The 13,211-nt window shown below is 61.6% G+C and carries 14 protein-coding genes and 1 tRNA gene; 7 read left to right on the forward strand and 8 right to left on the reverse strand.

Going from position 1 to position 13,211, the window contains the following annotated elements; genetic code table 11:
• Positions 1-50: 50 nt before the first annotated feature.
• The 3 genes from LC083_RS09390 to LC083_RS09400 form a co-directional block, all read right to left on the reverse strand.
• The gene (locus LC083_RS09390) at positions 51-614 is read right to left on the reverse strand and encodes a hypothetical protein (RefSeq protein WP_226700175.1); all 564 of its coding nucleotides are present in this window, start codon (positions 612-614) and stop codon (positions 51-53) included.
• Positions 611-1,354, reverse strand: a complete 744-nt coding sequence (locus LC083_RS09395; RefSeq protein ID WP_226700176.1) for a hypothetical protein — start codon at positions 1,352-1,354, stop codon at positions 611-613. Before LC083_RS09395 ends, LC083_RS09390 begins: the two co-directional genes overlap by 4 nt.
• 109 nt (positions 1,355-1,463) lie before the next feature.
• Positions 1,464-1,916, reverse strand: a complete 453-nt coding sequence (locus LC083_RS09400) for a hypothetical protein (RefSeq protein WP_226700177.1) — start codon at positions 1,914-1,916, stop codon at positions 1,464-1,466.
• 115 nt (positions 1,917-2,031) lie between these two features.
• On the opposite strand from LC083_RS09400, the gene LC083_RS09405 reads away from it, so the two are divergent.
• Positions 2,032-3,453: a hypothetical protein gene (locus LC083_RS09405; protein ID WP_226700178.1), complete on the forward strand. Its 1,422-nt coding sequence runs from the start codon at positions 2,032-2,034 to the stop codon at positions 3,451-3,453.
• 76 nt (positions 3,454-3,529) lie between these two features.
• Complete coding sequence (locus LC083_RS09410; RefSeq protein WP_226700785.1) at positions 3,530-3,688, forward strand: helix-turn-helix transcriptional regulator; 159 nt, start codon at positions 3,530-3,532, stop codon at positions 3,686-3,688.
• Here LC083_RS09410 and LC083_RS09415 read toward each other — a convergent pair.
• On the reverse strand, positions 3,685-5,007 hold the full coding sequence (locus LC083_RS09415; RefSeq protein WP_226700179.1) for a tyrosine-type recombinase/integrase: 1,323 nt from the start codon (positions 5,005-5,007) through the stop codon (positions 3,685-3,687). The two genes, LC083_RS09410 and LC083_RS09415, sit on opposite strands and share 4 nt — an antisense overlap.
• Positions 5,008-5,160: 153 nt before the next feature.
• Positions 5,161-5,252 (reverse strand) — tRNA-Ser (locus tag LC083_RS09420).
• 224 nt (positions 5,253-5,476) lie between these two features.
• Between LC083_RS09420 and LC083_RS09425 the strand changes: the two genes are divergently transcribed.
• The 5 genes from LC083_RS09425 to LC083_RS09445 all read left to right on the forward strand — a co-directional run bounded on the left by LC083_RS09425 (position 5,477) and on the right by LC083_RS09445 (position 11,102).
• On the forward strand, positions 5,477-6,271 hold the full coding sequence (locus LC083_RS09425) for a DUF1134 domain-containing protein (RefSeq protein ID WP_226700180.1): 795 nt from the start codon (positions 5,477-5,479) through the stop codon (positions 6,269-6,271).
• A 111-nt stretch (positions 6,272-6,382) separates the two neighbouring features.
• A complete protein-coding gene (locus LC083_RS09430; protein ID WP_226700181.1) occupies positions 6,383-7,564 on the forward strand; it encodes an aromatic amino acid transaminase in 1,182 nt (393 codons plus the stop codon).
• A 6-nt stretch (positions 7,565-7,570) separates the two neighbouring features.
• Entirely contained in the window at positions 7,571-8,110 is a 540-nt protein-coding gene (locus tag LC083_RS09435; RefSeq protein ID WP_226700182.1) for a GNAT family N-acetyltransferase, read from the forward strand.
• Between the two features lie 461 nt (positions 8,111-8,571).
• Positions 8,572-9,453 carry an OmpA family protein gene (locus tag LC083_RS09440; RefSeq protein WP_226700183.1) on the forward strand — a complete coding sequence of 294 codons (882 nt, stop codon included), beginning with the start codon at positions 8,572-8,574 and terminating at the stop codon, positions 9,451-9,453.
• A 134-nt stretch (positions 9,454-9,587) separates the two neighbouring features.
• Positions 9,588-11,102 carry a M20/M25/M40 family metallo-hydrolase gene (locus tag LC083_RS09445; protein WP_226700184.1) on the forward strand — a complete coding sequence of 505 codons (1,515 nt, stop codon included), beginning with the start codon at positions 9,588-9,590 and terminating at the stop codon, positions 11,100-11,102.
• A 15-nt stretch (positions 11,103-11,117) separates the two neighbouring features.
• Here LC083_RS09445 and LC083_RS09450 read toward each other — a convergent pair whose 3' ends face one another.
• Genes LC083_RS09450 through LC083_RS09460 form a run of 3 tightly spaced genes read right to left on the reverse strand, consistent with a single transcriptional unit; the run spans position 11,118 to position 13,179 of the window.
• Positions 11,118-11,735 (reverse strand): riboflavin synthase, encoded by a 618-nt coding sequence (locus tag LC083_RS09450; protein WP_160606096.1) that lies wholly within the window; start codon positions 11,733-11,735, stop codon positions 11,118-11,120.
• Positions 11,736-11,753: 18 nt separating this feature from the next.
• On the reverse strand, positions 11,754-12,728 hold the full coding sequence (gene ribD, locus LC083_RS09455; protein ID WP_226700185.1) for a bifunctional diaminohydroxyphosphoribosylaminopyrimidine deaminase/5-amino-6-(5-phosphoribosylamino)uracil reductase RibD: 975 nt from the start codon (positions 12,726-12,728) through the stop codon (positions 11,754-11,756).
• The gene (locus LC083_RS09460; RefSeq protein WP_226700186.1) at positions 12,709-13,179 is read right to left on the reverse strand and encodes a hypothetical protein; all 471 of its coding nucleotides are present in this window, start codon (positions 13,177-13,179) and stop codon (positions 12,709-12,711) included. Before LC083_RS09460 ends, ribD begins: the two co-directional genes overlap by 20 nt.
• Positions 13,180-13,211 lie beyond the last annotated feature (32 nt).

Raw genomic sequence — 13,211 nt, forward strand, 5'->3', positions numbered from 1 at the left:
GGCAGCCGACCGCGAATGCGGTCGCACTCCTTCAGTCTTCGATTGTATTGCTAGAGCGCGGTGCGCCTTTGGTCGTATTCTGCGGCGCAACGCTGGGTAAGATCGCGCAATGCTTGTGAAGCATCTCCCGGAACTTTTCCGGAGCGAATCTGCGACGCCTGTTGGGCTGCATCGTTCACACAGAAGGCGAACTCGGTTTCGGTTAACGCCCTCAGACTTTCACTGGCCGTTTCGAAGCGTTCTGCGGACATGATCCAGCCAAAAGCGAATGATATCGTACAGACAACTACGACCATCAAAAGGGCCCAGAAGACTTTCGAAGAGGCGCTGGGAGGAAGCTGTGCTTCGACGTGGCGCCAAACCCGATTGGCAGCATCCATGGCCCACTTCTCCCCGTCGATTTCGACCTTGCGCCTGGCGACATTGCCCGCATTATTGACAACGTTCTCAAGCTCCCGAATGTGATTGGCGCGAATGACGATTTCGGTCTTAATACCGACATCGTCTCGCAATTCGGGCGGGAGATCGACGGCAAGTTTATCGAACAGTTCCAAGTTCTGTTTGTCGGGCTCACGGAGGTAAAACCTCCGAAAAATATCGGTCATGTTAGTCACGAACTCATCTCCTCGATCAATTTGATGAGAGGCGCCTGCTCCTTTTCGAGCGCAGCTTTGAACGAGAGGAAGGTGAACCAGTCGCCGCGCGCCCAATTGACGGGCCGCTCAGTCGGGAACGGCAAACGCTCTGCGGCGATCTTGTCGTGAACGCGCAGGTTCAGTCTCGGCAACGTGATCTCAGTACCGCCGTCGGCAATAAACTGGGCGCGCGTATGCGAATTCATCCAGATGCCAAAACGGTCGAGCGATGCGTCGTCCTTCATGTTCATTACGAACACGGTTTGTTTCGCTGGTGCGATCGGCAAGAGATCGCGAAACAATCTGACGGAGTCTTCGGAGGCATCAGCCATCCAAACATGGATGAGAGGCATGCCGAACTCTTGGTTGGCTAAGAGGCGTGCCGCCTCGTTATGAAGGTGCGCTCCAGCGCCTGCGCACAGATCAACCAATGCGACCTGATTGGGCTCCAGCTGGTCAAGGCCGTTGAACAATTCAGTCCACCCGGCTTCGCTTCGCGCGTCGAACCGTGTCGTAACCAGTTGTTGCCCGCAAAAGCGTTGAAGATGTGCATTGCGTTCATCGCCGTCGAACAACGCCAGCGGAACTCCGCGTGAACTCAGTTGGTAGGTCAGTGCTCTGGCTTGGATACTCTTGCCTTGGCCACCCTTGTCGCTGTCGATTAAGACCAACGATCCGCATGCGCGCAGTTTGCGCGCGCGAAATTCTTTAGTTGTCATCTTGATAGTCCTCGATTGAGGGCGAAATAAGTTCGGATTGAAAGGTGTAGAGCCGCACCAGCGCAGTCCGGGCTGAGCCTCTTCTCGAACTCACTCGCAGATTGCGAAATTAAAGGTCGTCGATATTTCCGTTTTCGATCCGACCACTGGGCGAAGGGGAATTCGCGCTTACGCTGGCCAGCAGATCTGGAGAGGAATGCATCGACGTTGAGCCCTCCTCCTTCGCTTTGCTGCGGCGTTTCCGCTTAGGAATTTTGACAGCCGGTTTAGGCTCTTCGGCCTTCCGCTTTGCCCGTGCTTCCGTCAGGGCAGTCGCAAGCATATTCTTGCTGACCGCATATTGCTTCATCAGCTGTTCGGTTTCGGGCAAGGCAAGCAACTGCGGCAGCTTCACCTTCGCATGCTGATCGAGAACCGCTTCGACATACAGTCGCGCCGCGATTTTGCTTTCGTTCTGTTTGAGAAGCTTCTGATCGAGCTTCCCTGAAGCGGCCTTGGCCAGCTCAACGATATCTTTACTCACTTGTTTCAACTCCTGATTTGATCGGCTTTCGACCGACATCAGGGTTTCACCACAGATCGCAGTTCGATGGGCGGGGGGCACCCCACCCACCCTTGTTTGTCCTGCGCAAATCAGCGCCTTATCAGGCGCATTACAAATACATCAGGAGCTTCAATTGAGTGCCTTTTTCTCCAAAATCGATGTCGGGTCAGATTTCAGTGAAGAGGGTGTTCGCAATGCGATTGACAGCAATATCGATACCATTCTTCGAAAGAACATGAGCCGCTTTCAATATGCTCACGCTACCCTCGCGTTTGACATACCACAGCGACTTCCATTGCTGCATTTAATGGATCATCGCGTCCGGATGCCACGCTTGCACGTTAGCGCTGAAGCTGCAGATCAAGTTCAAATCGATTCAGTTGTAGATCGGCTAAATCGGATGCTGTGTGTCCGCGCACATCCAGGTGCTCGTGAGCTCCTCGCAGATGCGCTCGATCTCGATCCCGTGCAGGACGCAAAAGATCTCGTTCGGATCATGAAGATCAGCCCGACGTCTTTCCATCTGCTGATCCGAGGGAGACTCGGCAAAGCGATCAAGGTTTCTAGAGGGCGAACGACAGCGAGAGAAACTCGCGAACTTATGCAATCATTGATCGCTCGACTTCTGGTTTACCATTGCGCGCACCAAGTGCAGATGATTGCTGCGCGCGGTAATGTCATAGACCGATTCCCAATCCGACTGACGATCTCTGAACGAGAGCAAATGCTCAGCGGGCTCTACGCCGACGCCCATAAACTGCTCAGTGCACTTGAGTTGATCTCAAAGAAAGTGATGGGAGAATCGAAACAATGGCCACAGCGTGATTTCGTCAAGGACCTCAAGCCAAAGGCCGAAGAGATTGTGGCTCGACTTACCTTTTCAGAGGAAGAGCTGCTTGTCATCCTGCAGGGTGCTTGCGCTAGTCGTCGAAGTGCGCTCAAGCAGGCTCTCACATTTTTTGACTTCCTTCGAAACCAACCAGCCGACTCGCTCCACAAGGAGATTTTCGGCATGACATCGTTCGAAACGCTCATCTTTGCGGTCACGCGCTTGGTGCAGCTGAAGGACAATGCGTCGAAGATCGTAGGGAAGGGCGTTCTCGTGCGTCCTCGGATGATTCCATTCTCACCGGTAAACCTTCCGCGTGTAAACGATGCGGCAGTTTCAAAGGCCTTTCTCGTCTATCGTTCGATTTTGCTGCGCGATGATAAAGCTGAAGAGATCTTCAATGATACAAAACCCATCAACCTGCAGGACATCTGGTCCAACTGGCAAGCAAAAGGCGACGACTATGGAGTGGGCGCCTTCTCAGAGATTAGACCCTGTTTCCATTTTCTGAATAGAGAGCAATTGAGTTTGCCCATGGCGGAACGGTTGGAAATTGGTCAGCAAGTCGATGTTTTAGCAGAGTTTCTTCTACAGCAATGGGCACCAAAGAGAAGGGTTGGTGGGGTGCCCCATGCGCGGCTCGCCTTGGACATGGGTAGAAACGCCCATGCCCAAAAACAATCGCATCGACCGCCGAATGTCCGCCGAGCGTCTGGAAAACGATGAAGAGATACCACTGTGCCCGCTCGACAGCGGCACCCAACCGCCTTCTGTCGGCAACTACGCGCGTTTGGATCGGTTCATGCGTGTCGAAGAGGTTCTCTATGTGACGGGTATGAGCTGCTCCACCCTATACCGAAAAATCGGGAGGGGCACTTTCCCCCGCCAAGTTAATCTCGGCGTAAACATGGTTGCTTGGCGTGAGTCCCAAATCGCCGATTGGATGCAAAATCCAACCTAGCGAGACTTGGATAGTGGTCGCCTTGGCCCTTCAAGCAACTCGGTGCTGCTCATCTGCTCGTCCATGATCCAGTCGGCCCAGAGCTGCGCGATTTCGCGACGACGATCCATATATCCTGCTCGATTATATCGGCGTTCGGTTTCTGACATTCCAGCGGGCGTATGCGCGAGCATCAAGTCGACAATCAGACGCTCAAGTACGAGGCGCTGATCGGCTCCCACGTGTTGGCGCGCAAAATGCTCGTTCATGTTGGTCGAAAATGACGACCTCCAACCATGGCTGACGTGGCGGCCTTTGTAACCAAGGCGATGATACATATAGTTGACCGCATTCTCGCTCAAAGGACTAAACGAGGAGCGATTGCCCGGAAAAACCAGAGTTCCGTGACCAGTCAGTCGCCTAACCGCTTTGAGTACTTCGACGGACTGGCGAGCCAGCGGGACCTTGTGGTCGAAAGCGTCATCGCCTTTCAATTCAAGTACCAACTTCAGGCGTTCCGATGGAATGAGCCAGTAAGCATTCTCATCGACTGCGCCGTGATTGTCCCATGAAATCTCGTGGAATTCGCTCCACGGAGCAGTCCTTATCATCCCGGGACGCTGAGCGGTCAGAGCCATGAACCGTGATGCCAAGCGGGTGACTGGATTGGCGCCGGCACGGTCGACTGCAGCGATCAGGCCACGTATTTCGTCCAGATCGAGAAGTGCCGGCCACCGCTTGCCTCGGGGCACGGGCTTCAAGAGCTCGCCTATATCGGCAGGATTGTGTGTTACGACCTGCTTAAAGCGAGCAAACTTGAAAACACTCGCAATGCGTTGGCGAAGTCGGTGTGCGGTCTCGATCGCTCCCCTCGCCTCGACTACTTGAAGAGTCGATAGAACGAGATGCTCATCGATGTCTGCCATCGCCAGGTCACCCAAAACCGGGAAAAGGTCCCGCTCCATACTGCTGATGACATCGTCTGCATGAACTTCCGTCCAGCGGTCCTTCTGCACACCGTGCCATTCGCGCGCCAACGCTTCAAACGTGTGCTCGTGACGCTGCGTGTTAGCCAGTTTCGCGAGTTTGGCTTCGTAATTCGGATCGCGACCTTCTCGAAGAAGCCGTTTCGCGTCGTCGCGCATAATGCGCGCCTGGGCTAGCGACACTTCCGGGTATGGTCCGAAGACAACTCGTCTTTCCTTGCCGCCGAATCTGTATTTCAGCCTCCAGGACCGATGACCCGCTTTCGTGACAAAGAGATGCAAGCCGCCTGAATCGGCCAGCTTATAGTCTTTCTCGCGCGCTTTCGCTTTTCTGACTGCTGCGTCGGTCAGCATGCCCCCACCTCACTTATCTCGTGCCCCCAAAGTGCCCCCATATCATCTGGCATTAGGTGGCATTGGGTGACAACGCTTAGGACACCGAACACCGCCAAATGCAAGCGATTACAGTCGAATAGGCAAGGAGTGAGAAGCCTTGGGAAAGATAGGTGGCGGAGACGGAGGGATTCGAACCCTCGATACCCGTTACCAGGTATGGCTCCTTAGCAGGGAGCTGGTTTCAGCCACTCACCCACGTCTCCGCATCGCAAGCCTCGGCTGCGAGGGGCGCGCTATAGCTAGGGGGGCACCGGCCATCAAGTGCAATTCCTCCCTCCACGATTCACCGCTTCCCGGACTCGGTTCGGCGCGAATCCGATTCGGTTCATCGCCCTGTCATTGCCCGCCTGCTTGAAAGCGATTCTCCTGTCGCACGTGACCTTCGTTGGCGCGCCTGCGGGCAGGGTCACGGGAAGGGAATATCGAGATGAATACGGCACGCAGCATCCTTGTCAGCCTGGCCGCAGGGCTCGGCCTGCTTGCGACGCCCCTTTCGGCACAGGTCGAAACGGTCGACCCCGATGCCGCCTATGAAGCAGTCATCGACGGCGATCTGGAAGAGGCGCCGGGCGAGCCTTCGCCTTACGCGGACCCCGAAACGCAGCCGGCCATCGAGCTGCCCGAATTCGAAGACGAGGCTGCTCCGGCCGAATCCGGCACCCCGCCGGTCTGGTCCGAACAGTCCGCCGAAGAGGCAGCGTCCGCCCGCGTCGCGAGCGCCAATATCGACGATCCTGCCACCACCTACCGCGAGGATGACCTCATCGGTGCGGCAGAAGGCGTGTTCGGCAAGGGCGCCGAAGGCCTGGCGCAGATGATCAAGAAACTGCTCGCCGACCAGGGCGAACCCAACGGCTACATCGTCGGTCGCGAGGCAGGCGGGGCTTTCGTCGTCGGCGCGCGCTACGGTTCGGGCACGCTGTTCCACAAGGTGGAAGGCGAAATGCCGGTCTACTGGACCGGCCCCTCGATCGGCTTCGATGCAGGGGCGAACGCGGGCAGCACTTTCGTGCTCGTCTACAACCTTTACGACACGGAAGAGCTTTACGAGCGCTTCCCCGCCGCGGAAGGCCAGGCCTATCTGATCGGCGGCCTCACCGCGAGTTACGTCCGCAAGGGCGACGTAGTCCTCATACCGATCCGCATGGGTGCCGGGCTCCGGCTCGGCGTCAACGCGGGCTACATGCGTTTTTCCAAGAAGCAGCGCTGGCTGCCGTTCTGAGCCTCCAAAGGGCTGCCCCGAGCAGAGGTCGCACTCACAACAAGGGCTCCTATACGGGCCGCAACCGAATTCCGGTTGCGGCCCTTCGTTTGTTGGGCGAAAGGGGCGCCCATGCTCGATACACTTGACGCCCAGCCGCCAGACGCCCTCCTTGCCCTGATCAAGATGTACGCCGCCGACGAGCGCGCGGACAAGATCGACCTCGGCGTTGGGGTCTATCGCACCAATGAAGGCGCGACCCCGGTTTTCCGGGCGATCAAGCAAGCCGAACAGCGCCTGATCGACGAGCAGGACAGCAAGTCCTACCTCGGCCCCGAAGGCGATACCGGCTTCGTGGAGGTGCTGCGCCCCTACATCTTCGGCAAGGACTGCCAGCTGACCGACCGGATCGGCGGCATGCAGACGCCGGGCGGCACGGGCGCCGTCCGGCTTGCCGTCGCGCTTGCCGCCAAGGCGGGCGTCACGCGCATCCATCTCGGCATGCCCAGCTGGCCGAACCATGCCCAGATCCTCGACGACGTGGGCGTCGAAACCGTGCCCTTCCGCCATGCAACGCCCGATGGCACCGCCGATCTCGATGCCGTGCTCGGCGCGATCCGCAATGCCGGGCCCAAGGACGCGGTCCTGCTGCACGGCTGCTGCCACAACCCGACCGGCATCGACTACACCGATGCGGAGTGGGGCGAGATTGCGAAGGCCTTCGCCGAAACCGGCGTGCTGCCGATCCTCGACATCGCCTACCAGGGCCTTGGCCACGGTATGGAAGAAGACGTCACCGGCGTGCGCATCGTGCTGGATACCGTGCCCGAAGCGCTGGTCGCCTACAGCTGCGACAAGAACTTCGGCCTCTACCGCGACCGCGTGGGTGCCTTCTATATGATGGCGAAGGAACCGGCGCAGTTGGCGGCCATCGTGTCCAATGCCAATGCGCTGGCCCGTGCGAACTGGTCGATGCCGCCCGATCACGGCGGCGCAGCGGTTCGCGTTGCGCTGAGCGACGCGGGCATGACGCAGGTCTGGCTGGACGAGCTCGACGAGATGCGCGCCCGCATGCGCCGCGTCCGCGACCGGCTGGCCGCAGCCGACAACGAAGTGCCGGGCCTCGGCCTTGCCGCACTCGCCCAGCAGAACGGCCTGTTCGCCATGCTGCCGCTGTCGAAGGAGCAGATCACGAGCCTGCGCGAAGATCACGCCATCTACATGGCAGGATCGGGCCGGATCAACGTGGCCGGTCTCCACGCGGGCAATACCGACAAGTTCATCGCCGCGCTGGCCGACGTCACCAAGGGCTGAAGGCACATGGACCGGCAGCCGACCCTCGAGACCGAGCGGCTGCTGATCCGGCCGATGGCGGAAGACGACCGCGAGGCGCTGTTCGCGGTCGCCTCCGATCCGATGGTGTGGGAACAGCATCCCATCCACGACCGCTGGCGGCGCGAGGTCTTCGACCGCTTCTTCGACGAATGCCTTGCCAGCGGCGGCGGCCTTGCTGTCGTCCGCAAGGACACCGGCCGCGTGGTCGGCGCATCGCGCTATGACGGGTACGACCCCGAAGAGGGCGGCGTGGTCGAGATCGGCTGGACCTACCTCGAACGCGCCTGCTGGGGGAAGGGCATCAACACCGAGATGAAGCGGGCCATGCTCGCTCACGCGCTGGCGCAGGTGGCGGTGGTCGAGTTCCGCGTCGGCGATACCAACTACCGTTCGCGCAACGCGCTTGAGGCCATCGGGGCGGAGCGCACGCGCCGCTACGAAGTCGATCGCTACCAGGGCAAGCGCGTGGTCCATCTGGTCTACGAGATCACCGGCGAAAGCTTCGCATCCGGCCCGCTGGCCTGATGTAGGAGCGCGGCAGGACTTGCCGCAGGCGGCCTCCTACAGGTTGGAACACTTGGAACACGGTCTTTACGGGAAAAACCTGCGGACTGTGCAAATTGCCGGTGTTGGCCGGTTTCTGGGCGGAATGTGGGGGACGACATGGCGCGGCATCGTGCAGATTCGCGCTCGGTAGGAAACCCGCGCGCAACCTGCGAAAAACCGTCCACGGCTCGGTTCACCGCAGACTGTGCCCGAACCGCCCCCTGTGGTAACGGGGTATGCGAGGCTGTTAATAGGCTCGCAAGGTAGGCTTGCGCACGGGCTTCGCGGGCGGCGGATCGTCTGTCCGTCCCAACCAAAGCGATAAGAACCTACCAATTAGACACGAAGGGGCTCTGACGGCCGGCGGGAATATCAGGGGAGCAGCGGTGCCAGCGGTACCGGACCTGCGTCGCCGGACGGTCAATCGAAGGAGCAAGATTATGAAGTTCATTTCCAAGAGCGCTGTCGCCATTGCCGCGGTCAGCATGCTTGCCGTGCCGGTCGCCGGCGTTTCGGCACAGGGTTACGACCAGCAGGAAGGCGAAGTGCTGACGACCGTTTACGGCGCAGCCCCGGCCGACCTCTCGGACATGCCGAAAGGCCCGGAAGTCGAAGGCATCATCTCGGCCCGCAAGGACGACAAGATCCAGGTGACCACCGCCGACGGCAATCGCACCGTGGTGACGATCAGCGCGGCTACCGAAGTGCGTAGCAGCGGCGGCTTCCTCGGCCTCAACCGTGACAAGCTGGGCGCCGAAGCCCTGCTCAACGGCCTGCCGGTCACCGTGGAAACCGTCCAGTGGGGCGACCGCGGGCTGATCGCAGCCAAGGTCGCGGTCAAGAACAAGGACCTCAAGACCGCGCAGATGATCCAGAACGGCACCGACCAGCGCTTCACCGCCAATGAAGCGGCCACCGACGCGCTGCGCAGCCGTGTCGCGGACATCGACCAGTATAACGTCAAGGGCACGACCAACGTCTATTTCGACACCGGCAAGTATGCCCTGTCGGACGATGCGCGCCGTGACCTGTGCGATGCCGCCAACCAGGCGAATGCAACGGACAACGCGCTGCTGCTCGTGGTCGGCTACACCGATTCGACCGGCGATTACGAGTTCAACCAGGAACTTAGCGAAAAGCGCGCCAGCCGCGTCGTGAACTACCTGCAGCAGCAGTGCGGCTGGAAGCCGTATCGCATGCTGACGCCGACGGGCATGGCCGAAGCCGACCCGGCAGCGGACAATTCGACCGAGGAAGGCAAGGCGCAGAACCGTCGCGTTGCCGTCAACATCCTCGTCAGCAAGAGCGTCGACGGCCTCTAAGGCCCAAGCGCACAGCTGCGACTTTCGAGCGGGGCGGGCCATTGCGGCCTGCCCCGCTTTTTCTTTGTGCCGCCACCCCATTGCGCAGCCCGGCTCGGGTGTTAGTCTCGCCCACGATCACAGGGGAGACGATTATGGTTCGGCTGACGACTTCATTCGGCGCGGTGGCGCTGCTGGCCTTTGCGGCCATTCCGGCGAATGCCGAAACGCCCGACCGTGACGAAATCCTCGGCACCGTGGTCGAACAGCGCTCGGCGACCGTGCAGGCGCTGCGCGACTGGATCGCGCTGCCGACCATCGCGGCGGAAAAGCGCAACACTGCCGAGGGCGCGGAATACATGCGCAAGCTCGCGCTCGATGCCGGGTTCCAGCACGCCGAGATCATTCCCACCGACGGCGTGCCGGGCGTTTTCGCCACGCTCGATGCGGGGGCCGACACCACGCTCGGCATCTATTTCATGTACGACGTGAAGCAGTACGATCCTGCGGAATGGAGCTCGCCCCCGCTCGAAGGCAGGCTGGTCGACCGTCCGGGCGAAGGAAAGGCCATCATGGGCCGCGGCGCGGTCAACCAGAAGGGGCCGCAGACGGCCTTCCTCGCCGCGATCAAGGCGATCCAGGCCAGCGGACGCAAGCTGCCCGTCAACCTCGTGCTCGTGGCCGAAGGCGAGGAAGAGGTCGCCTCGACCAATTTCCACCAGGTCGTTGCCGTGCCGCAGGTGCGCGAAGCCCTGTCCAAGACGATCGGCGTCTTCATCCCTTCTGCCGCGCAGAGCAAGGACGGCAGCGCCAACATCACGCTGGGCGCCAAGGGCGCGATCGAGTTCCAGTTGGTCGTGGGCGGCGAGACGTCGGACAAATATCCCAAGACCGACATCCACTCCTCCAACCATGCGCGCATCGAAAGCCCAGTCTGGCGGCTGGTGAAGGCGCTCGACACGCTGGTCGCGGATGACGGGCACACGCCCGCCATCGACGGCTGGTTCGAAAACGTGCGGCCGCTTACCGAACGGCAGAAGGAACTGATCGCGCAAGGCGCCAAGCTCAATCCCGAATCGGAAGTGAAGGCGCTCTTGGGCGTGGGCCGGTGGATCGACGACGAACCCTATGTCACCAGTCTCGAGCGGCTGGTTTCGCAGCCCACGGTCAATATCCAGGGGCTGGTCGCCGGTTACATGGGGCCGGGCGGCAAGACCGTGCTGCCGGGCCGCGCAGAAGCGAAGCTGGAGTTCCGCCTGGTGCCCGCGATGACCAAGGACGAGGCCGTGAGCAAGCTCAAGGCCCACCTTGCCAAGCGCGGCTTCGACGATGTGCAGGTGACGATTTCGGGCGGCTATGGCCCCAACGAGACCGACGAGGACAGCACGCTGATCCGCGCGCAGAAGAAGCTCTTCGAACAGTCGGGCATTCCCTATTCGATCACGCCGCGCAGCGCGGGCAGCTGGCCGGGGGTCATCTTCAACGGTGCGCCGCTCAACCTGCCGGCCTCGCAGTTCGGCCTGAGCCGCGGGGGTGGGGCCCATGCGCCGAACGAATGGTTCCTGATCGACAGCAGCGACCCGAAGGTAAACGGCATCGACGGGGCCACAATGGCCTATGTCGATTATCTCTACGTGGTGGCGGAAGAGGCCGAAAGCGCTGCCGACTGACGGCTGCGCGCAGGGTCAGCCTTGCAGGCTCTGCATCCGCTTGAGGTAGCGGGCGAGCACGTCGATCTCGAGATTGACGGTATCGCCTTCGCTCAAGTCGCCCAGCGTGGTGACTTCGCCCGTGTGCGGGATGATGTTGAGCGCGAAATCGCACGTCCCGTCGGTCCGGTCGCGCACGTCGTTCACGGTCAGCGACACGCCGTCGACGGTGATCGAGCCTTTTTCCGCCACGAAGGGCGCGAATTCGCGCCCGATACGGATGGCGAGCATGGTCGAACCGCCTGCATCGCGCACTGCGACCACCTGCCCGACCGTGTCGACGTGGCCGGTCACGAGATGCCCGCCAAGCTCGTCGCCGAGGCGCAGCGCAGGTTCGAGATTGAGCTTGCGCCCTTCGGCCCACATGCCCGGGACGGTGCGGCGGATCGTTTCGCCCGATACGTCGAAGCCGATGCGCGCCGCGCCTGCTTCACCCGCCAGTTCCACCACGGTCAGGCACACGCCCGAACAGGCGATCGATGCGCCGATGTCGATGGTGGCCGGGTCGAAAGGGCAGGCCACGGTCACGCGCGTGTCGCGCCGCGTCTCGACGCTTTCGATGGTGCCGATGGCGGTGACGATACCGGTGAACATGCGTGACGGGCCCCTTGCTTAGCGCGTGCGGCGATAGGCGGTGAATTGGTCGCTGCCAAGGCGGCGGTGTTCGGTTTCCGCCCAGCGCCCGTGCGCATCCGCCAGCGAACCGATAGCAATGTCGCCGATGCCGGGGCGCCCTCCGCCGATGACGATCGGGGCGCGATAGATTTCGAGCCGGTCGACGAGGTCTTCGGCAAGGAAGCTGGCCGCCGTCTGCGCGCCGCCTTCGACATAGAGATATTGCACGCCGTCGAGGCCCGCGATCTGGGCAGGGTGGTTGATGATCGTCGCGCCTTCCTGCGGAACGCCGCGAGTGAGCACGACCCGGCGGAGCGTGCGCCCTTCGAGACCCGGCAGGCGCACGTCGAGACGCGGGCGGTCCGCGCGCCAAGTGCCGCCGCCGACGAGGATCGCATCCTGCATGGCGCGGCGCAAATGGACATGGGCGCGCGCTTCCTCGCCGGTGATCCACTGGCTCTCGCCATCCGCCTTCGCGATGCAGCCGTCGAGCGAGAGCGCGAGCTTGAGCGTCACGAAAGGCCGGCCTTCGGCAGCGCGCATGAGATAGCCTGCAAGGCTGTCCTGCGACGCGCGCGATGCCATGAGTACGGCTTCGATGCCTGCGTCCTTCAGTCGCGCGATGCCGCCACCCGCAGTGCGCGGGTCCGGATCTCCGGCACCGATCACCACGCGGGCGAGGCCCGAACCTCCCAGCAGGTCCGCGCAGGCGGGGCCGCGCTCGGACTTGTGGGCGCAGGGCTCCAGCGTGACATAGGCAGTGGCACCGCGCGCCCGGTTGCCGGCCTGTGCCAGTGCTACGGCCTCGGCATGGGGGCGGCCGCCCTCTGCGGTCCAGCCGCGCCCGACGACAATGCCGTCGTTCACGATAAGGCATCCGACCGCGGGATTGGGGCGCGACAGGGGCCGGCCGCGCGCGGCGAGGCGCGCTGCGGCGTCGAGCCAGTGCGCGTCAGTCGGCGGTGTCTGCAACCGGCTTGTCCGTGGCCTGCTGGCGTTCCCCGAAGAGCCGCTCGAGCCGTTCGCGCTCGGCCTTTTCGGCGGCGGCGCGCTCGGCCTCGGCCTTGGCTTCGGCGGCGGTCGTATCGACTCCGGTGGCGGCGCCAACGCGGCGATAGAGATCACGCTTTTCCTGCTCGATCCGGTCGAGTTCCGCCTGGCGCTCTTCCTTGCGGCGCTGGTTCTCTATGTTGGACTGGCGGATTTCCTCGTCGGTCCGGCCTTCGGCAAAGGTGCGGATGTATTCGACGTCATATTCCTCGGGCGGCATGAACACACGCTCGTGCGTCAGGATGGAAATCAGGCCGAGGCAGAAGGCGACCGACAGCGCCAGGAACGCCCAGCGATGGGGCTGGGGCTGGCGGATATAGGTCCAGAAGTCGGCCACACCCCCGACCGGGTTCACTCGTCTGAAGTAGCGCATGGGGCCGAGATAGTAGACGCAGCGGCTTTCCG

The sequence above is a fragment of the Qipengyuania gaetbuli genome (assembly GCF_020524765.1).
In the GTDB taxonomy this organism is placed as follows: Bacteria; Pseudomonadota; Alphaproteobacteria; order Sphingomonadales; family Sphingomonadaceae; genus Qipengyuania; species Qipengyuania gaetbuli_A.